The sequence below is a fragment of the Allobosea sp. TWI1241 genome, from assembly GCF_039673065.1.
In the GTDB taxonomy this organism is placed as follows: domain Bacteria; phylum Pseudomonadota; class Alphaproteobacteria; order Rhizobiales; family Beijerinckiaceae; genus Allobosea.
Genome location: NZ_JBDJKW010000009.1, coordinates 132,316 through 150,797 on the forward strand (window position 1 = coordinate 132,316; position 18,482 = coordinate 150,797).

General features: G+C 69.5%; 18 protein-coding genes. 11 read left to right on the forward strand and 7 right to left on the reverse strand.

Annotation, left to right across the window (positions count from 1 at the left end):
• The first annotated feature begins 13 nt into the window (after positions 1-13).
• From ABE438_RS13405 to ABE438_RS13435, 7 genes are all read left to right on the forward strand, one after another.
• A complete protein-coding gene (locus ABE438_RS13405) occupies positions 14-1,219 on the forward strand; it encodes a cysteine desulfurase family protein (protein WP_346503128.1) in 1,206 nt (401 codons plus the stop codon).
• A gap of 60 nt (positions 1,220-1,279) precedes the next feature.
• Positions 1,280-2,752, forward strand: a complete 1,473-nt coding sequence (gene sufB, locus ABE438_RS13410) for a Fe-S cluster assembly protein SufB (protein ID WP_346503129.1) — start codon at positions 1,280-1,282, stop codon at positions 2,750-2,752.
• 111 nt (positions 2,753-2,863) lie between these two features.
• Positions 2,864-3,616, forward strand: coding sequence for a Fe-S cluster assembly ATPase SufC (gene sufC, locus ABE438_RS13415; RefSeq protein ID WP_346503130.1), 753 nt, complete (start codon positions 2,864-2,866; stop codon positions 3,614-3,616).
• Positions 3,616-4,965, forward strand: a complete 1,350-nt coding sequence (locus ABE438_RS13420; RefSeq protein ID WP_346503131.1) for a SufB/SufD family protein — start codon at positions 3,616-3,618, stop codon at positions 4,963-4,965. The genes sufC and ABE438_RS13420 overlap by 1 nt, the downstream gene beginning before the upstream one ends.
• Positions 4,965-5,174: a tautomerase family protein gene (locus tag ABE438_RS13425; protein WP_346503132.1), complete on the forward strand. Its 210-nt coding sequence runs from the start codon at positions 4,965-4,967 to the stop codon at positions 5,172-5,174. Before ABE438_RS13420 ends, ABE438_RS13425 begins: the two co-directional genes overlap by 1 nt.
• 1 nt (position 5,175) lies before the next feature.
• On the forward strand, positions 5,176-6,414 hold the full coding sequence (locus tag ABE438_RS13430; RefSeq protein WP_346503133.1) for a cysteine desulfurase: 1,239 nt from the start codon (positions 5,176-5,178) through the stop codon (positions 6,412-6,414).
• Between the two features lie 29 nt (positions 6,415-6,443).
• Complete coding sequence (locus ABE438_RS13435; protein WP_346503134.1) at positions 6,444-6,827, forward strand: SUF system Fe-S cluster assembly protein; 384 nt, start codon at positions 6,444-6,446, stop codon at positions 6,825-6,827.
• Positions 6,828-6,942: 115 nt separating this feature from the next.
• Here ABE438_RS13435 and ABE438_RS13440 read toward each other — a convergent pair whose 3' ends face one another.
• From ABE438_RS13440 to ABE438_RS13470, 7 genes are all read right to left on the reverse strand, one after another.
• Positions 6,943-7,131 carry a hypothetical protein gene (locus tag ABE438_RS13440; protein WP_346503135.1) on the reverse strand — a complete coding sequence of 63 codons (189 nt, stop codon included), beginning with the start codon at positions 7,129-7,131 and terminating at the stop codon, positions 6,943-6,945.
• Between the two features lie 96 nt (positions 7,132-7,227).
• Positions 7,228-7,662 carry a RidA family protein gene (locus tag ABE438_RS13445; protein WP_346503136.1) on the reverse strand — a complete coding sequence of 145 codons (435 nt, stop codon included), beginning with the start codon at positions 7,660-7,662 and terminating at the stop codon, positions 7,228-7,230.
• Between the two features lie 28 nt (positions 7,663-7,690).
• On the reverse strand, positions 7,691-9,337 hold the full coding sequence (locus ABE438_RS13450) for a benzoate-CoA ligase family protein (RefSeq protein WP_346503137.1): 1,647 nt from the start codon (positions 9,335-9,337) through the stop codon (positions 7,691-7,693).
• 93 nt (positions 9,338-9,430) lie between these two features.
• Positions 9,431-10,618 (reverse strand): acyl-CoA dehydrogenase family protein, encoded by a 1,188-nt coding sequence (locus tag ABE438_RS13455; RefSeq protein WP_346503138.1) that lies wholly within the window; start codon positions 10,616-10,618, stop codon positions 9,431-9,433.
• A gap of 1 nt (position 10,619) precedes the next feature.
• Positions 10,620-11,456 (reverse strand): enoyl-CoA hydratase family protein, encoded by an 837-nt coding sequence (locus ABE438_RS13460; RefSeq protein WP_346503139.1) that lies wholly within the window; start codon positions 11,454-11,456, stop codon positions 10,620-10,622.
• Complete coding sequence (locus tag ABE438_RS13465) at positions 11,453-11,995, reverse strand: MarR family winged helix-turn-helix transcriptional regulator (RefSeq protein WP_346503197.1); 543 nt, start codon at positions 11,993-11,995, stop codon at positions 11,453-11,455. The genes ABE438_RS13460 and ABE438_RS13465 overlap by 4 nt, the downstream gene beginning before the upstream one ends.
• 8 nt (positions 11,996-12,003) lie before the next feature.
• Positions 12,004-12,765: an SDR family NAD(P)-dependent oxidoreductase gene (locus ABE438_RS13470; protein ID WP_346503140.1), complete on the reverse strand. Its 762-nt coding sequence runs from the start codon at positions 12,763-12,765 to the stop codon at positions 12,004-12,006.
• A 232-nt stretch (positions 12,766-12,997) separates the two neighbouring features.
• Here ABE438_RS13470 and ABE438_RS13475 point away from each other — a divergent pair, with 232 nt between their 5' ends.
• The 4 genes from ABE438_RS13475 (at position 12,998) to ABE438_RS13490 (ending at position 18,172) form a co-directional block, all read left to right on the forward strand.
• The gene (locus ABE438_RS13475) at positions 12,998-15,331 is read left to right on the forward strand and encodes a bifunctional salicylyl-CoA 5-hydroxylase/oxidoreductase (protein ID WP_346503141.1); all 2,334 of its coding nucleotides are present in this window, start codon (positions 12,998-13,000) and stop codon (positions 15,329-15,331) included.
• A gap of 175 nt (positions 15,332-15,506) precedes the next feature.
• Entirely contained in the window at positions 15,507-16,457 is a 951-nt protein-coding gene (locus ABE438_RS13480) for a ring-cleaving dioxygenase (RefSeq protein ID WP_346503142.1), read from the forward strand.
• A 965-nt stretch (positions 16,458-17,422) separates the two neighbouring features.
• A complete protein-coding gene (locus ABE438_RS20375; RefSeq protein WP_465248617.1) occupies positions 17,423-17,809 on the forward strand; it encodes a DUF2778 domain-containing protein in 387 nt (128 codons plus the stop codon).
• 90 nt (positions 17,810-17,899) lie between these two features.
• On the forward strand, positions 17,900-18,172 hold the full coding sequence (locus tag ABE438_RS13490; RefSeq protein ID WP_346503144.1) for a hypothetical protein: 273 nt from the start codon (positions 17,900-17,902) through the stop codon (positions 18,170-18,172).
• Positions 18,173-18,482: the final 310 nt, after the last annotated feature.

Genomic DNA, 18,482 nt, shown 5'->3' on the forward strand with positions numbered 1-18,482 from the left:
AGCGGAAAGACCGGTGTTCGCGGTGACGCGCAGCTATCTGGACCACAACGCCACGACTCCGGTTCGCCCGGCCGTGGCGGAGGCCATGCTGCGTGCCTTGCAGATGCCGGGCAACCCGTCCTCCGTCCATGCCGAGGGCCGCGCGGCGCGCGGCGCCATGGAGGCCGCCCGCGAGGCCGTCGCGGCCTTGTGCGGCACCCGCGCGGCGAATGTCGTCTTCACCAGCGGTGGCACGGAGGCGAACGCGCTCGTGCTCGCGCCCGGCCTCAGCGATTGCAGCGGCGCGCGCGACTGCATCCGCGCGCCGGTCACCACGCTCTTCCATGCCGCGACCGAGCATGCCTGCGTGCACGACGGCCACCGGTTCCCGGCCGGGCAGGCCGAGGCGATTCCCGTCGACGCGCAGGGCGTGGTCGATCTGGGCTGGCTCGCGAAGAGGCTGGCTCGCTTCGCGCAGGAACGGCCGGGCGAGCGCGCGCTGGTCTCGATCCATCTCGCCAACAACGAGACCGGCGTCGTCCAGCCCCTGGCCGAGGCGGCGGCGATCGTGCGCCTTCACGGCGCCCTGCTTCATTCCGACGCGGTGCAGGCCGCCGGCAAGCTCGCGCTCGACATCGAGGCGCTCGGCGCCGACATGCTGACGCTCTCGGCGCACAAGCTCGGCGGGCCGAAGGGCGTCGGCGCCGTGGTGTTCCGTAGCGGCGCGCTGGAGCTCTCGGGCAAGCTGCTACGCGGCGGCGGGCAGGAGCGTGGCTGGCGGGCGGGCACCGAGAACGTCGCCGGCATCGTCGGCTTCGGCGTCGCCGCGAGCGAGGCGAAACAGGCGCAGGCGCGCGAATCCGCGCGGTTGTCCGGCCTGCGCGACCGTCTGGAGGCCGGCGTGCTCGCCCTGGCGCCCGACAGCGTGGTCTTCGGCCGCGGAGCCGCGCGCCTTCCCAACACTAGCGCGTTCGCCACGCCGGGCGTGAAGGCCGAGACCGCGCTGATCATGCTCGATCTCGCCGGCGTCGCGCTCTCCTCCGGCTCGGCCTGTTCGTCGGGCAAGGTCCGGCGTTCCCATGTGCTCGACGCCATGGCAGTAGACCCGGCCATGAGCGAAGGGGCCTTGCGCGCGTCGCTCGGATGGAGCACCTCGGAGGCGGACATCGACGCGTTTCTGACGGCCTACGCGAAAGCGCTGGCCGCGACACCGAACCGGAGCGCCCAGGTCGCCGCCTGACGCGAGCCGCAACACGAAGACCGAACCGGCGGGCCTTGAACCCGCGACAGGAGTGCAGACATGGCAGCGGTCCAGGAGACCATCGATCAGGTCAAGTCGATCGACGTGACCGAGTACAAATACGGCTTCGTCACCGAGGTCGAGGTCGACAAGCCCGCCAAGGGCCTGACCGAGGACACCGTCCGCTACATCTCGGCCCGCAAGCAGGAGCCGGAATGGATGCTGGAATGGCGCCTCGACGCCTTCCGGCGCTGGCAGACCATGACCGAGCCGAAATGGTCGCGCGTCCAGTACCCGCCGATCGACTATCAAGACCTCTACTATTACGCGGCGCCGAAGACGGGCGATTCGCCGAAGTCGCTCGACGAGGTCGACCCGGCGATCCTCGAAACCTACGAGAAGCTCGGCATCCCGCTGCGCGAGCAGGAGATCCTGGCCGGCGTGGCGCCCGAGAACCGCGTCGCCGTCGACGCCGTGTTCGATTCCGTCTCGGTGGTGACGACCTTCAAGGAGGAGCTGGCCAAGGCCGGCGTCATCTTCTGCTCGATCTCGGAGGCGATCCGCGAGCATCCCGAGCTGGTGAAGAAGTACCTCGCCAGCGTCGTGCCGGTGACGGACAACTACTTCGCCACCCTCAACTGCGCGGTCTTCACCGACGGCTCCTTCGTCTACGTGCCCAAGGGCGTGCGCTGCCCGATGGAGCTCTCGACCTATTTCCGCATCAACGAGCAGAACACCGGCCAGTTCGAGCGCACGCTGATCATCGCCGACGAGGGCGCCTATGTGAGCTATCTCGAAGGCTGCACGGCGCCCAAGCGCGACGAGAACCAGCTGCACGCCGCGGTGGTCGAACTGGTCGCGCTCGACGATGCCGAGATCAAGTATTCCACCGTGCAGAACTGGTTCCCCGGCGACGCCGAGGGCAAGGGCGGCATCTACAACTTCGTGACCAAGCGCGGCGACTGCCGCGGCCGGAACTCGAAGATCTCGTGGACGCAGGTCGAGACCGGCTCGGCGATCACCTGGAAGTACCCGTCCTGCATCCTGCGCGGCGACGGCTCGCGCGGCGAGTTCTACTCGATCGCGGTGTCGAACGGCGCCCAGCAGGTCGACAGCGGCACCAAGATGCTGCACCTCGGCAAAAACACCACCTCGAAGATCATCGCCAAGGGCATCGCTGCCGGCAAGTCGGATTCGACCTATCGCGGCATCGTCTCGGCCCACCGCAAGGCGACCGGCGCGCGCAACTTCACCAATTGCGACTCGCTGCTGATCGGCGACCAGTGCGGCGCCCACACCATCCCTTATATCGAGGCGAAGACCGCGACCGCGATCTTCGAGCACGAGGCGACCACCTCGAAGATCGGTGAGGACCAGCTCTTCTATTGCCAGCAGCGCGGGCTCTCCGAGGAGGAGGCGGTGGCGCTGATCGTCAACGGCTTCGTCAAGGAGGTCCTGCAGGAGCTCCCGATGGAGTTCGCCGTCGAGGCGCAGAAGCTGATCACCATCTCCCTCGAAGGCTCTGTGGGCTGATCCGATCGATCGTTTTCGAGATGCCCGGGCCGAGCCCGGGCATGGCGCCGGGATGAAGCGCGTCATGGTCGGGCCTAGCCCGAGCATCTTCAGCAGAATGGAACACTGACAATGCTCGAAATCCGCAATCTGGTCGTCAAGATCGCCGACGAGGACAAGCAGATCCTCAACGGGCTCAACCTCACCGTGAACGATGGCGAGGTCGCCGCGATCATGGGGCCGAACGGCTCCGGCAAGTCGACGCTCTCCTACGTCATCGCCGGCAAGGAGGACTATGAGGTCCTCGACGGCGAGATCCTGCTCAACGGCGAGAACATCCTGGAGATGGAAGCCGATGCGCGCGCCGCCGCCGGCGTCTTCCTCGCCTTCCAGTATCCGCTGGAGATCCCCGGCGTCGCCACCATGACCTTCCTGAAGGCGGCGATGAACGCCCAGCGCAAGGCGCGCGGCGAGGCCGAGCTGCTGACGCCGGACTTCATCCGCCAGGTCAACGCGGCCGCCGACAAGCTCGGCATCGCTCGCGACATGCTGCGCCGCCCGCTCAATGTCGGCTTCTCCGGCGGCGAGAAGAAGCGCATGGAGATCCTGCAGATGGCGCTGCTGGCGCCGTCCATGTGCATCCTCGACGAGACCGACTCGGGTCTCGACATCGACGCCCTGCGCATCGTCGCCGACGGCGTCAACGCGCTGCGCGACAAGAACCGCGGCTTCCTGGTCATCACCCACTACCAGCGCCTGCTCGACCATATCGTGCCCGACACCGTGCACGTCATGTCGAAGGGCCGCATCGTGAAGACCGGCGGCAAGGACCTGGCGCTCGAGCTCGAGAAGAGCGGCTACGCGTCCTACACCGAGGCCGCGTGATGGCCGTGGTCACTCCGTTGAAGACGGCTGCGGAGCAGCAGCTCTCCCAGCAGTTCGCCCAGGCCAAGGCGACCCTTCCGGGCGCCGGTGCCGTCGCCAGGCTGCGTGACGAGGCCTTCGCCGGTTTCGAGGCGCGCGGCCTGCCCAATCGCCGCCTGGAATCCTGGCGCTATACCGATCTGCGCTCGATGCTGCGCGAGGCCATGCCGCCGGCCCAGGCCGGCGAGCGGCCGCAGGCGATCGCCGATCGGCTGGCGCTCCAGACGATCTCGGGGCCCCGCCTCGTGCTGATCGACGGCTGGTTCAGTGCCGCCGATTCCGACCTGCAGGGCTTGCCCGAGGGCGTGACCGTGCGCAGCCTGTCCGAGGCGCTGGCCCAGGCGCCAGACGCCTTCGCCGCGGCTTTCGACCTGCCGGAGATCGCGCGCGACGACAGCGCGCTGATGCTGAATGCCGCCTTCGCGAGCGACGGCGTGCTGATCGAGGTGGCACCCGGCGTCGCGCTGGCGCAGCCGCTGCTGATCCTGTCGCTCGGCTCGGGCGCGCGCGAGGCCGCCATCGTCTCGCGCTCGCGCGTGGTCGTCGGCGCCGGCGCCAAGGTTGCCGTGGTCGAGGTACATGAGAGCCTCGGGCCCAGCCCGACGCAGAACAACCAGGCGCTGGCCTTCTCCGTCGCCGACGGGGCCGAGGTCCAGCATGTCCGCATCGTCACGCGCCAGCGGGCCGAGACCGTCCAGGTCCAGTCGCTGATCGTCGAGATCGGCAAGGAGGCGAACTTCGCCTCGGTGGCGCTGGCGGTGAACTGCGGCGTGCTGCGCCAGCAGAGCTTCGTGCGCTATGCCGGCGAGCACAGCAATGCGGCGCTGCGCGGCATCAACCTGCTCAGCCGCCGCGAGCATTGCGACGTCACGCTGGTCATGGACCACGCCGCGGCGCATGGCGAAAGCCGCGAGCTGTTCAAGACCATCGCCGAAGGCGAGGGCACCGGCGTCTTCCAGGGCAAGGTCATCGTCCGCCCGCACTCGCAGAAGACGGATGGCGGCATGAAGAGCCACGCGCTGCTCCTCAACGAGGGCGCGACCATGTACAACAAGCCGGAACTCGAGATCTTCGCCGACGACGTGGTCTGCGGCCATGGCGCGACCGTCGCCCAGATGGATTCCGAGCAGCTCTTCTACCTGATGGCGCGCGGCCTGCCGCGGCCGGTGGCGGAATCGCTCGTCCTGGCCGCCTTCGTTGGCGAGGTCACCGAATTCGTCGGCGACGAAAGCGTGCGCGAGATCATCGGCCGCGAGATCGACGCCTGGCTGGCCCAGCGCGGCGCCGCTCCCAAGTCCGGAGCCGCCTGATGCCCTATGTGAACCTGCAGATCACCGCCGGCGTGACGCGCGAGCAGAAGGCCCAGGTGGTCAAGGAGTTCACCGAGACGCTGGTGCGCGTGCTCGGCAAGAACCCGCAGAACACGCATATCGTGATCCAGGAGATCAACCGCGAGGACTGGGGCCATGCCGGCCAGCTCGTGGCCGATCGTCCCGCCGCGCCGGCTGCTAAGGGTTGAGATGAGCACGATCGCGAAGCCCTACGACGTCGAGACCGTCCGGAAGGATTTCGCGATCCTCTCCCGCGAGGTCTATGGCAAGCCTCTGACCTATCTCGACAACGCCGCCTCGGCCCAGAAGCCCGAGGCGGTGATCGCGGCGATGACGCGGCTGATGCGCGAGGACTATGCCAATGTCCATCGCGGGCTGCACTATCTCGCCAACGCCTCGACCGAGGCCTATGAGGCGGCCCGCGAAAGCGCGCGCCGCTTCCTCAACGCCGCCCATCTCGAGGAGATCGTCTTCACGCGCTCTTCCACCGGTGCGCTGAACACCGTCGCCTCCTCGCTGGGGCGGCATCTGCGCATCCAGGAAGGCGACGAGATCATCCTCTCGATCCTGGAGCACCATTCCAACATCGTGCCCTGGCACTATTGGCGCGAGCGCCATGGCGCCGTGATCAAATGGGCGCCGGTCGACGAGGACGGAAACTTCCTCCTCGACGCGTTCGAGAAGCTTATCACGCCGCGCACCAAGGTGGTGGCGATGACGCACATGTCGAACGCGATCGGCACCATCGTGCCGATCGCGGAGGTGGCGCGCATCTGCCAGAGCTACCGCATCCCGCTTGTCGTCGACGGCTCGCAGAGCGCGGTGCACATGCCGATCGACGTGCAGACGCTGGGCTGCGACTTCTACGCCTTCACCGGCCACAAGACCTATGGGCCGACCGGTTCCGGCATCCTCTGGGCCAAGCGGGAATGGCTGGACAAGCTGCCGCCCTATGAGGGCGGCGGCGAGATGATCGTCACCGTCAGCGAGGACGCGGTCACCTATAACGATCCGCCGCATCGCTTCGAGGCCGGCACGCCGGCGATCATCGAAGCGGTCGGGCTCGGCGCGGCGCTCGACTACATGATGGCGCTCGGCCTGGAGAACATCGCCGCCCACGAAGCCGAGCTGACGCGCTACGCCATGCAGCGCCTCGGCGAGATGAACGCGATCCGCCTCATCGGCACCGCCCGTGACAAGGGCTCGATCGTCTCCTTCGAGATGAAGGGCGCGCATGCCCACGACGTCGCCACCGTCATCGACCGCTCTGGCGTCGCGGTGCGGGCGGGCACCCATTGCGCCATGCCGCTGCTGGCGCGATATGGCGTGACCTCCACCTGCCGTGCGTCCTTCGGGCTCTACAACACGCTCGCCGAAGTCGATACACTGGTCGAAGCCCTGCGAAAGGCCGAGACGCTCTTCTCCTGAGCGGGCTCGCGCCGGATGGAACACTCATCATGACCGACAGAGTTGCCGACGACCTGAAGCCGAACCAGCCGACTCTCGGCGCCAGTTCCGGCCTGCCGCCCGAGGAGATCGACCGCCTGACCGACGATATCGTGGCGGCCCTCAAGACCGTCTACGATCCGGAGATCCCGTCCGACATCTACGAGCTCGGCCTGATCTACCGCGTCGACATCGCCGACGATCGCCATGTCAGCATCGACATGACCCTGACGGCGCCGGGCTGCCCGGTCGCGGGCGAGATGCCCGGCTGGGTCGAGAACGCGGTCGGCACGGTCGGCGGCGTCTCGGGCGTCACGGTCAACATGACCTTCGACCCGCCCTGGGATCAGTCGCGCATGTCGGACGAGGCCCGCGTCGCCCTCGACATGTGGTGAGGCTCGTGGCGCGCAGCGCCGCTGCCAGCTCACGAGCCATCCAGCCATAAACAGGAAGCCCGGAGGACGTCCTCCGGGCTTCTTCGTTTCGTACTGTTCTGCGCTACGCCGGTGGTCAGCCGCGCCGCTCCTTGGGCGCGCCGGCCTTGGTCGGGGTCGCCGGGGCGACCGGGTCGCTCGCCGGAAAGCTGTCGGCCAGCGCCTTGTCGAGTTCCTTGTCGGCCGACTTGGCCCCGGCCTGCTTCTGCGCCTGCTGCTCCTTGCGCAGGCTCTTCACCGCCGGGCTGTCCTGAGTATTCGTCATAGGCCTCCCCTCGCTCGTCCATCTCGGGGCGACCGCCGTTGCCGGCTGCGCCCCTGCGGGAGACAAACGTGGCGCCGCGCGGGAAGGTTCCCGCTGTCAGCGCGGGATGACCGCCGTCGCCTCGATCTCGACCAGCGCGGCCGGCTCGACCAGCGCCGAGACGGCGACCACCGCCATGGCGGGGAAGTGCCGGCCGAAATGGGCGCGGTAGACCGGGCCGAGCTCCGAGAGGCAGGAGCGATAGGCTTCGATGTCGGTGACGTACCAGGTCAGGCGCACGATATCCTCGACGCGCCCGCCGCCGGCCTCGACCACCGCCCTGATATTGGCGAAGGTCTGGCCGATCTGCGCGAGAAAGCCCTCGGCGAAGACGCCCTGTTCGTTCCAGCCGACGAGGCCGCCCGTCACCAGCAGCCGGCCCTCGGCGATCATGCCGTTGGCGTAGCCGCGGGGCTGCGGCCAGCCTTCCGGCAGGACCGGGCGGGCCCCCGGCGAGGTGGTCGGGGCTTGGGGCGGCGCGCCGCTGCTCATGGCGTTTCCTGTCGTCTTTCGGTCTGGGTTAAGGGGCAGCCGTCGCCTCGTCGCGCGCGATCTCGCGCAGTGCGAAGCGTTGGAGCTTCCCGGTCGTGGTCTTGGGCAGGCTTGTCACGAAGGCGACGGCCCTCGGGTACTTGTAGGGCGCGATCGTCGCCTTGACGTGTTCCTGCAGCGTCCTGGCGAGCGCGTCGTCTGGCACGAAGCCCTCGCGCAGCACGACATAGGCCTTCACCACCTGTCCGCGCTCGGCGCAAGGGGCGCCGACCACGCCGCATTCGGCCACCGCCTCGTGCTGAAGCAGGCAGGCCTCGACCTCCGGGCCGGCGATGTTGTAGCCGGCCGAGACGATCATGTCGTCCGAGCGGGCCTGATACCAGAAATAGCCGTCGGCATCGCGCAGATAGGTGTCTCCGGTGATGTTCCAGCCGTCGCGGACATAGGCGGCCTGGCGCGGGTCGGCGAGATAGCGGCAGCCGGTGGGGCCGCGCACCGCCAGCCGGCCGGGCACGCCGTCCGGCACCTCGGCGCCGGTCTCGTCGACGATCTTCGCCTCGTAGCCAGGAACCGGCAGGCCGGTGGAGCCCGGCCTGATCCTGTCGCGGGGCGCGCCGATGAAGATGTGCAGCATCTCGGTGGCGCCTATGCCGTCCATCAGCGGCAGCCCGGTCGCCGCCTGCCAGGCCTCGAAGGTCGCCTTGGGCAGGGTCTCGCCGGCCGAGACGCAGATGCGCAGGCTCGACAGATCCCGGCCCTCCATCCGCGCCAGCATGGCGCGATAGGCAGTCGGCGCGGTGAAGCAGACCGTGGCGCGGTAGCGCTCGATCGCCTCGATCAGGTCCGGCGGCGAGGTCTTCTCCGGCAGGACGCAGGCCGCGCCGATCCGCAGCGGGAACAGCACGATGCCGCCGAGCCCGAAGGTGAAGGCCAGCGGCGGCGAGCCGATGAAGCGGTCGTCGGGCGTGGCCTGCAGCACGCGGGCGCCATAGCTGTCGCAGATCGCCAGCAGGTCGCGCTGGAGGTGCATCGTGCCCTTGGGCTCGCCGGTGGTGCCGGAGGTGAAGGCGATCAGGCAGACATCGTCCTGCGCGGTGTCGGCTGCCTCGAAGCGCTCATAGCCCGGCTGGTCCATAAGCGCTTCGAGCGCGCCGTCGCCCCATGTGACGATGCGTGAGAGTTCGGGCGCAAGCCGTTGTGCCGATTCGAGTTCGCCCGCGATGCGGCCGTCGCACAGCGCCAGGCCGATCCGCGCCTTGCGGATCGGATAGGCCAGTTCGCCGGCACGCAGCATCGGCATGGTGGCGACGACGATGCCGCCCGCCTTGAGCACGGCGAGATAGGCCGCGACCATCATCGGCGTGTTGCCGGCGCGCAGCAGAACCCGGTTGCCGGTGACCATGCCGAGATCGCGCGTCAGCACATTGGCGATCCGGTTCACCCGCTCGGCCAGCCCGGCATAGCTCCAGGTCTCGGCCGGGCCGATCACCGCATCGCGCCCGCCGCGTCCCTCGGCGACGTGCCGGTCGACCAGCTCGGTCACCACGTTGAGCCGGTCCGGATAGCCCAATCCGGCGGCGGCGAGGTCGAGCCGTGGCCAGCTCTCGCGCGGCGGCAGGTTGTCGCGCGCAAAGCTGTCCCGATGGCCCGACCGCGAGGCATCTGCGGCTGTCATCGCGTTCCCCTGGCAATTTTGCCTGTCATGGGCCGGCTACCCCATCCCGGAAGGCTCGCCGTGCGGCGGCTCCCGGGGCGGTGTCGCCGACGGTTATCCGCCGTCCTTCGCCGCGCCGGCCGCCTTCAGCAGCTCGCGGGCGATCACGATCTTCTGGACCTCGCTGGCGCCCTCGTAGATGCGCAGTGCCCTGATTTCCCGATAGAGTTCCTCGACCTTGACGCCGCGCGTCACGCCGAGCCCGCCATGGATCTGTACCGCGCGGTCGATCACCCGCTGGGCGTTCTCGGTGGCGACCAGCTTGGCCAGCGCCGCCTCGCGGGTGACGCGGGCGGCGCCGCGATCCTTGGTCCAGGCCGCGCGGTAGACCAGCAGGGCGGCGGCATCGACCTCGGCAGCGCTGTCGGCGATCGCGGCCTGCGAGAGCTGCAGGTCGCCGAGCGTGCCGCCGAAGAGCTTGCGCCCCGCCGCATGCGCCAGCGTCTCGTGCAGGGCGCGCCGCGCGAAGCCCAGCGCCGCGGCGCCGACCGTCGAGCGGAAGATGTCGAGCGTCGCCATGGCGATCCTGAAGCCGTCGCCGGTGCCGCCGATGCGGTTGGCCAGCGGCACGCGGCACCCTTCGAAGCGCAGCGAGGCCAGCGGGTGCGGCGCGATCACGTCGATGCGCTCGGTGACGGCGAAGCCGGGCGTGTCGGCATCGACGAGGAAGGCCGAAAGGCCGCGCGCGCCGGGCGCCTCGCCGGTACGGGCAAAGACGACGTAATGGTCGGCGATGCCGCCATTCGAGATCCAGCTCTTCTCGCCGTCGATGCGGACATGGCTGGCCCCGTCCGGCGTGGCGGTGGTAGCGAGCGCCGCGACATCGGAACCGGCGGCCTTTTCCGAGAGCGCGAAGGCGGCGATCCGCTCGCCGCGGGCGACGGCGGGCAGGATGCGGGCGCGCATCGCTTCGTCGCCGGCGACCGTGATCGGCCCGGTGCCGAGCCCCTGCATGGCGAAGGAGAAATCGGCGAGCCCGTCGCGCGCCGCCAGCGTCTCGCGGGCGAGGCAGAGCGTGCGCACGTCGAGGCGCTCATGCAGCCCGCCATGCGCCGACGGCACGGCGGCACGCAGGAAGCCGGCCTCGCCGAGCGCCCGGACGCGGGCGCGGCAGGCGGCGTCGACATCGTCATGAGGCAGGCCGGGCAGCGTCGCGTCGGCCCAGTCCGACAGGCGCTCGGCGAAGCTGCGGTGATGGGCCTCGAAGAAGGGCCAGTCCAGCGTGTCGCCGCGCGCGATCATCTCAGTTTCCTTCGAAGACCGGGCGGCGCTTCTCGGCGAAGGCCCTGTAGGCGCGCCGGAAGTCCTCCGTCTGCATGCACAGCGCCTGGGCGACGGCCTCGGCCTCGATCGCCGCCTCCACCGACATCGCCCACTCCATTTCGAGCATGCGCTTGGTCATGGCGTTGCCGAAGGTCGGGCCGTCGGCGAGCTCGCCCGCCAGCGCGACGGCCTCGGCCAGCAAAGCCTCCGGCGCGACGAGGCGGTTGAGGAAGCCCCAGCGCTCCGCCTCCTCGCCGCGCAGCACGCGGCCGGTATAGAGCAGCTCCGCGGCGCGGCCCTGGCCGACGATGCGCGGCAGCATCGCGCAGGCGCCCATGTCGCAGCCGGCCAGCCCGACGCGGTTGAACAGGAAGGCGATCTTCGTGCCGGCGGTGCCGAAGCGCAGGTCGCTCGCCATCGCCATGATCGCGCCGGCGCCGGCGCAAACGCCGTCGATCGCCGCGATGATCGGCTGCGGGCAGGCGCGCATCGTCTTGACCAGCTCGCCGGTCATCCGGGTGAAGGCGAGCAGGTCCTTGGTGTCCATCTCGGTCAGCGGGCCGATGATCTCGAACACGTCGCCGCCGGAGGAGAAGTTGCCGCCGGCCCCCGTCACCACGATCGCCTTGATCGCCTCGTCGCGCTGGGCGGCGTGGAAGAAATCGCCGAGTTCGCGATAGCTCTCGAAGGTCAGTGGGTTCTTCTTCTCCGGCCGGTTCAGCGTCACGGTCGCGACCTTGCCGGCGATCGAGAGGCCGAAATGCGCCGGCGTGAAGCCCGACAGCGGCAGGGATACGGGGTTGGCGCTGCTGCTCATGCGGTGTCTCCCTGGGCCGCGCGGGCCTGGGCCTGGCTCTGGCGCCGGCCGATCGCCTCGTGAAGCGAGGTCTTGGTCTGTCCGAGCAGCCGGAAGAGCTGCACGATCTCGCTCTGGTCGAGCCCCGCCATCAGCTCGGCCACCCAGTCCTCATGACGCTCGGCCATGGCGCGGAAGGCGCGGCGGCCCTGGGCGGTGAGCGTCAGCACCTGCACGCGCCGGTCCTGTGCCGCCGGGCGCTTGTCGACCAGCCCGTCGGCGAGCAGGCCGGCGACGACTGCGGTGACGTTGCCGTTGGAGACCATCAGCCGCTGCGAGACCTCGCCGACCGTCATGCCGGTGGTCGACTTGTCGAGCTGGGCCATCAGGTCGAAGCGCGGCAGCGTGGTCTTGAATTCCTCGCGCAGGCGCGAGCGGATCTCGGTCTCGATCAGCGTGGTGCAGGTCAGAAGCCGCAGCCAGAGCCGCAACTCGTCCTTATGGTCGGCAGGGCGCTCGCTCGCCTTGCTCTCGCGGTCCAGCGGCTGGGCGGCCGGCATGTCCATGCTCAGAACTCCCCGCCATTGATCATCACCGACTGGCCGGTGATGCCGCGGCTCGTCGGGCTGCACAGGTTGATGACGGCGGCGGCGACCTCGGCCGGCTCGATCAGCCGGCGCTGCGGATTGGCCTGGACCAGCTCGGCCAGCGCCTCGTCGCGCGTGCGGCCGGTGCGGGATGCGATGGTGGTCAGCCCTTTTCCGACCATCTCGGTGTCGGTATAGCCGGGGCACACGGCATTGACCGTGACGCCGCTGCGGGCGGTCTCCAGCGCCAGCGAGCGCACCAGCCCGATCACCGCGTGCTTGGCCGCCGCATAGGCGCTGACATAGGCGTAGCCGCGGTGGCCGGCGGTGGAGGCGATGGCGATCAGCCGGCCGGAGCCGCGCTCGACCATGCCGGGCAGGGCCGGGCGGAAGCAGTTCACCGCGCCGATCAGGTTGATCTCGACCATGCGGCGGAACAGGGCGGCGTCGCTGCGCGGGAAGGTGGCGCTCTCGACCGCGCCGGCATTGGCGACGACGATGTCGAACGGATGGGCGGCGGAAAGCCCGCGCATCGCCTCCGCGACCGCGGCCTCGTCGGTGACGTCGACTGCCTGGCCGATATCGGCGTCGCCCGCCAGCACGGCCTCTTGCAGGACGGCATCGTTGCGCCCGAGGATGGTCACCCTGGCTCCGGCCTCGCGCAGGGCGCGGGCGACGGCGCGGCCGATACCGCGTCCTCCACCGCTCACCAGCGCATGCTGTCCCGCCAAGGGTGCCGACATGCCGTTCCTTTCCTCGTTATGAGGCAACTATATTTTAGGCCTCAAACATTTGGCAAGGGTGGTGTCTCCAGCCGAGGCAGGTGCGGCGGACTTCTGAAAAACACGTTCATTCATAGCTGCTTGCGGCATGATCGTGATTCAAGTCCTGAAAGGGGAGGGCCCGTGCGATTGCCCGTTGCTGGAGAAAATATTTTAGGTCTAAAATAATTCGTCGAGCGAGGGAGGTCGCGAAATGCGCATTGCCGTGGTGGGTGGCGGGCCGGCCGGCCTCTATTTCGCGCTGCTGATGAAGCGGGACTGGCCCGCGCTCTCGGTCACCGTCTTCGAGCGGAACCGGCCGGACGACACGTTCGGCTTCGGTGTCGTCTTCTCCGACCAGACGCTCGACCTGTTCCGCCAGGCCGACCGCGAGAGCTACGAGGCGATCGTCGCGAGCTTCGCCTATTGGGACGATATCGAGATCCGCTTCCGCGATACGGTTCACCGCATCCCGGGCAACGGCTTCTGCGGCTGCTCGCGCCGCACCCTGCTGATGCTGCTGCAGGAGCGCGCCCGGGCGCTCGGCGTCGATCTGGTCTTCCAGAACGAGATCGAGGACATCGCGGCGCTGAAGCGCGATTACGATCTCGTCGTGGGAGCCGACGGCATCAACAGCCGCATCCGCGAGGGCGATCTCGAGCGCTTCGCCCCCGAGGTCGACCTCCGACCCAACCGCTTCGTCTGGATGGGCTCGACCCGGCCATTCGACGCCTTCACCTTCTTCTTCCGCGAGACGGAGCACGGCGTCTTCATCGCCCATTGCTACCAGTACGAAGCCGGGCAATCGACCTGGGTGCTGGAGACCGATCCGGAGACCTTCGCCCGCGCCGGGCTGGACGCGATGGACGAGGCGCAGTCGGTCGCCTTCCTCGAAGGCGTCTTCGCCGAGGAGCTCGAGGGTCACCGGCTGATCGCCAACCGCTCGCTCTGGCGCCGCTTCCCGATGATCCGCTGCCGCAACTGGGTGGCCGACAATGTCGTGCTGATCGGCGACGCCAAGGCGACGGCGCATTTCTCGATCGGTTCGGGCACCAAGCTCGCCATGGAGGATGCGATCGCGCTGCATCGCGCCTTCCGTCGCGCCGGGCTCGACGTGCCGGCGGCGCTCTCGCGTTTCGAGACCGGGCGGCGCGAGGAGGTCGAGAAGACCCAGCACGCGGCCGACGTGTCGCTGGTCTGGTTCGAGCATCTGCAGCGCTTCCAGGACTATGATCCGCTGCGCTTCGCCTTCGGCCTGATGACGCGCTCCAAGGCGATCACCTACGACAACCTCGCTCTGCGGGCGCCGGACTTCGTCGCCGCGCTCGACCGGCTGGTCGCCGACGAGGTGGGGGCCGACCAGACGCTGCGCACCGACGGCACGCCTGTGCCACCGGCCTTCCAGCCGCTGCGCCTGCGCGATCTGCGTCTCGCCAACCGCTTCGTGGTCTCGCCGATGTGCCAGTATTCGGCGCAGGACGGCCTGCCGGGCGACTGGCACCTGATGCATTACGGCGCCCGCGCCATCGGCGGTCCCGGGCTCGTCTTCACCGAGATGACCTGCGTTTCGGCCGATGCCCGCATCACCCCCGGCTGCGCCGGGATCTATACCGACGCGCAGGAGGCGGCCTGGGCGCGGATCGTCGACTTCGTCCACGCCCATTCGGCCGCGAAGATCTGCCTCCAGCTCGGCCACGCCGGCCGCAAGGGCGCGAGCCGCCTGATGTGGGAGGGAATGGACCGGCCGCTGGCGGAGGGCGCCTGGCCGCTCGTCTCAGCCTCGCCGCTGCCCTACTACCCGGAAAGCCAGGTGCCGCGCGAGATGACGCGCGAGGACATGGACCGGGTGAAGGCCGATTTCGTCGCTGCCGCCCGCCGTGGCCTGCGCGCCGGCTTCGACATGATCGAGCTGCACTGCGCCCATGGCTACCTGCTCGCCAGCTTCCTCTCGCCGCTGACTAACCAGCGCAGCGACGCCTATGGCGGCTCGCTCGAAAACCGGATGAAGTTCCCGCTGGAAGTCTTTGCGGCGATTCGCGAGGTCTGGCCGCAGGACCGGCCGGTCTCGGTGCGCGTGTCGGCGACGGACTGGCAGGAGGGCGGCATCTCGGAGGCCGAGACGGTCGCGATCGCCGAGGCCTTCGCCGCTGCGGGCTGCGATCTCGTCGACGTCTCGACCGGGCAGACCACGCCGGCGGCGCGCCCGCATTACGGCCGCATGTTCCAGACGCCCTATGCCGACCTCGTGCGCAACGAGGCCGGCGTCGCCACCATGTGCGTCGGCGCGATCACCTCGGCCGACCAGGCGAACACCATCGTCGGGGCGGGGCGCGCCGATCTCGTGGCGCTCGGCCGGCCGCATCTGGTCGATCCCGCCTTCGTGCTGCGCGCGGCCGCCTGGTACGGCGTCGAGGCGCCGCAGCCGGTGCAGTACGAGCCCGGCCGCGACCAGCTGATGCGCAACATGCCGCGCGAGCGCGCCGACATCGAGGCCCTGCGCCTGAAGGGCCGCCCGACCCGGCACGGGCGCGAGCCGTCCGCGGCCTGATCCCGGCCGCGGCGCGCCTGCGTTCAGCAGGCGGAGGCGGGCGATATTGCAGAGGTGCAATATCTCATTGCCGTTCTTTGCACTGACTTGAGCGCCTGCAACCCCTATCTAAGGCGGCGAGACAGCGTTCGCGCCCGCCTTGCTTCGCGGGCCTCCAGCAAAAGGGACCCGCATCATGCAGCTGACCGGCATCCACCACGTTACCGCCATCACCGCGCAGGCTGCGCGCAATCATGACTTCTACACTCAGACGCTCGGCATGCGCATGGTGAAGAAGACGGTGAACCAGGACGACACCTCGGCCTATCACCTGTTCTACGCCGATGGCGCCGGCTCGCCGGGCACCGACCTAACCTTCTTCGACTGGCCGGCCGCGCCGGCCCGCCGCGGCACGCACATGATCGCGCGCACGGCGCTGCGCGTCGCCGACGAGGCCGCGCTGGCCTATTGGCGCGAGCGGCTGTCGGCGGCCGGCGTCACGGTCTCCGACATCGTCACGATCAACGGCCGCGCCGCCGTCGATTTCGAGGATCCGGAAGGCCAGCGCCTGACATTGGTCGTCGATGGCGGCGCGATCGACTTCGTGCCCTGGGAGAAGAGCCCGGTGCCGGTCGCGCATCAGATCCGCGGCCTCGGCCCGGTGACGATCTCGGTGCCGCAGCTCGATCGCACGGAGATCGTCCTGACCAAGCTGCTCGGGCTGGAGCGCACCGGCGACTACCGCCACGCGACCCATGCCGGCGGCGACATCCACGTCTTCCGCATGGGCGAGGGCGGCCCGGCGGCCGAGCTCCATGTTGCGGTCGAGCCCGATTTGCCGCAGGGCCGGGAAGGCGCCGGCGGCGTCCACCATCTGGCGCTGCGCACGCCGAGCTTCGGCGAGTACGAGGCCTGGGCCGAGAAGCTGCGCGAGTCGGGCTATCCAAACAGCGGCCCGGTCGACCGGTTCTATTTCCGCTCGCTCTATCTGCGCGAGCCGAACGGGATCCTGATCGAGATCGCCAGCGACGGCCCCGGTTTCGCCACCGACGAACCGGCCGAGACCATGGGCGAGAAGCTGGCGCTGCCGCCCTTCCTCGAGCCCAAGCGCGCCGCTATCGAGGCGGGGCTGAAGCCGCTGGGCTGACGGTGTGCGGCACCGTGGCCGGCCGCCGTTCGGGCCGGTCGCGGCAAGGCCGCAGGCGGAGGGGGATTGCGCGAAAAAATCGCGTTGCGATTCATCGCGGATTAACCACGGCATTGCTCAATGCTTTCGTGACATCAGCGCGCGTCCGGCCGGTGCCGGGCGCGCGTCGTGCTCCGAAGGCGTTGCGTATGCGGTCCTCCACGCGTTCATTTCCCCGGATTCGGCGGCGACGCCGCATGGCCGGCCCCTTCCTGCGGCTCGGTGCCGTCATGGCGATCGGGGCGGGCCTCCTCGCGGGCTTGAACGTCTGGCGTGCGGGGCCTGAGCAACCGTCGAGCCAGCCGTCCAGCCTGCTCTCGGGCCTGCGCCACCATGCGCCGCAAGCGGGATCGCAGGAGCGGCCCGCCATCCTCACCATGTTCGCGCCGGTGCGCATCGCCGCGCTGGCGCCCGGCGACGATCCACGTTTCGTCGCTCCGCTACAGGGTCAGTTCGCACAATCCGCCACGGCGCAGCCCGCGCCGGCCGCGCAGCCGGCGGCGGCCCCTGCCCAGGCGCTCGTCGCCCGGTCCGTCGCCGATCCGATGACGACCGGCAGCATCGCCCCGGTGGCGCGCCCGGACGATGCAGTCTCGCGGCTGGTGACGCCGCTGCCCGTGCCGCGCCCTGCGACGCTCAAGCTGATCTCACCGCAGGAAACCCGTGTCGTCCCGCCGGCGGCGCCGGCCCAGCCCGAGAGGACCGAGCGCCCGAACCGTCGCCGCGCCGCTGCCGCGGTGGCTGCGCCCACGCCGGCCCCCGTCGATAATCGCAGCTTCCTCGAGAAACTCTTCGGCGCGAAGCAGCCGGGCCAAGACAGCGGCACGCGCATGGCCTACGCCCCGGCGCAGGACGATATCGGCAGCCGCATGCGCGGCAGCGGCCTCTCCGTCGCACCGGCCTCGCCCGGCGTCCCGGCCGACCTGATGGCGGCCAAGACGGCGGTCTACGACATCAGCGCCCGCACGGTGTACCTGCCGAACGGCGAGAAGCTCGAGGCCAATTCCGGCCTGGGCGAGAAGATGAACGACCTGCGCTACGTCCATGTCCGGATGCACGGGCCGACGCCGCCGCATATCTACACTCTGACCGAGCGCGAGGCGCTGTTCCACGGCGTGCGGGCCATCCGCATGCATCCGGTCGGCGGGCCCGGCAGGATCTTCGGGCGCACCGGCCTGCTGGTGCACAGCTATCTGCTGGGGCCGCGCGGCGACTCCAATGGCTGCGTCTCGATCAAGGATTACGACCGCTTCCTGCAGGCCTTCCTGCGCGGTGAGGTCAAGCGGCTGGTCGTGGTCTCAGGCCGCGGCTGACCACGCCGCCACGGCAGCGTCCCATTCCCGGCGGACAGTGGCGCGGCGCGCGGGCCTGTCCCGCCCGCATCCTGCGCCGGAGCCTCAGCCGTGACGATCTCGCCCCGCCTCGTATGCCGTCTCGCCGGTCTCGGCCTCGCTGCCCTGGTCCTCGGGAGTGCCGTGCCGGCGAGCGCCGAGGTCCGCTTCGGCAACAATGTCCGCATCGGCGGTCACGACGTCTCGAACCAGCGCTTCGACCGGCGCAATCGCGGCGTCTACCACATCTATGAAGGCCGCCCGCGCAATCCCGGCTGCAGCTGGCGCGCCGACGGTCGAGGCGGCCGCGTCAAGGTCTGTAATCTCCAGCGGAAGCGGCGCTGAGCCGCGGTAGCGGCGGCGCGACAGTCGACAAGCCTTGCTGTCATGGCTCTTCGCTGCGCGAAGCCCCGGAACGATGGCGAGGCAGGCCGCAAGGACAATGCCGATACGGCCAAAGGGTGCAGGATTGGCGCTGTGGCTGATGCAGCCGTGACGCCATGGCTCATGCTGTGCGGCGACGGACACCCCGCTCCGGAACCACCCCGGTCATTCCGGGGCGGGCCGAAGGCCCGAGCCCGGAACCCATGAACACGACGCCGGTCCAGCGATCGCGCCGCCAGCATTCCGACCCAGCGCACGCGCGGTCCAGGCC

Excerpts from the sequence above, each read along its gene's own strand:
- ABE438_RS13455 (WP_346503138.1), bottom strand. The coding sequence starts at position 10,618 with ATGATCGCGCGCGGCGACACGCTGGACTGGCCCTTCTTCGAGGCCCAT.
- ABE438_RS13475 (WP_346503141.1), top strand. The coding sequence starts at position 12,998 with ATGCGCATTGCCGTGGTGGGTGGCGGGCCGGCCGGCCTCTATTTCGCG.
- ABE438_RS13450 (WP_346503137.1), bottom strand. The coding sequence starts at position 9,337 with ATGACAGCCGCAGATGCCTCGCGGTCGGGCCATCGGGACAGCTTTGCG.
- ABE438_RS13425 (WP_346503132.1), top strand. The coding sequence starts at position 4,965 with ATGCCCTATGTGAACCTGCAGATCACCGCCGGCGTGACGCGCGAGCAG.
- ABE438_RS13480 (WP_346503142.1), top strand. The coding sequence starts at position 15,507 with ATGCAGCTGACCGGCATCCACCACGTTACCGCCATCACCGCGCAGGCT.
- sufC (WP_346503130.1), top strand. The coding sequence starts at position 2,864 with ATGCTCGAAATCCGCAATCTGGTCGTCAAGATCGCCGACGAGGACAAG.
- ABE438_RS13430 (WP_346503133.1), top strand. The coding sequence starts at position 5,176 with ATGAGCACGATCGCGAAGCCCTACGACGTCGAGACCGTCCGGAAGGAT.
- ABE438_RS13435 (WP_346503134.1), top strand. The coding sequence starts at position 6,444 with ATGACCGACAGAGTTGCCGACGACCTGAAGCCGAACCAGCCGACTCTC.
- ABE438_RS13460 (WP_346503139.1), bottom strand. The coding sequence starts at position 11,456 with ATGAGCAGCAGCGCCAACCCCGTATCCCTGCCGCTGTCGGGCTTCACG.
- ABE438_RS13470 (WP_346503140.1), bottom strand. The coding sequence starts at position 12,765 with ATGTCGGCACCCTTGGCGGGACAGCATGCGCTGGTGAGCGGTGGAGGA.
- ABE438_RS20375 (WP_465248617.1), top strand. The coding sequence starts at position 17,423 with ATGGCGGCCAAGACGGCGGTCTACGACATCAGCGCCCGCACGGTGTAC.
- ABE438_RS13440 (WP_346503135.1), bottom strand. The coding sequence starts at position 7,131 with ATGACGAATACTCAGGACAGCCCGGCGGTGAAGAGCCTGCGCAAGGAG.
- ABE438_RS13420 (WP_346503131.1), top strand. The coding sequence starts at position 3,616 with ATGGCCGTGGTCACTCCGTTGAAGACGGCTGCGGAGCAGCAGCTCTCC.
- ABE438_RS13465 (WP_346503197.1), bottom strand. The coding sequence starts at position 11,995 with ATGCCGGCCGCCCAGCCGCTGGACCGCGAGAGCAAGGCGAGCGAGCGC.
- sufB (WP_346503129.1), top strand. The coding sequence starts at position 1,280 with ATGGCAGCGGTCCAGGAGACCATCGATCAGGTCAAGTCGATCGACGTG.
- ABE438_RS13445 (WP_346503136.1), bottom strand. The coding sequence starts at position 7,662 with ATGAGCAGCGGCGCGCCGCCCCAAGCCCCGACCACCTCGCCGGGGGCC.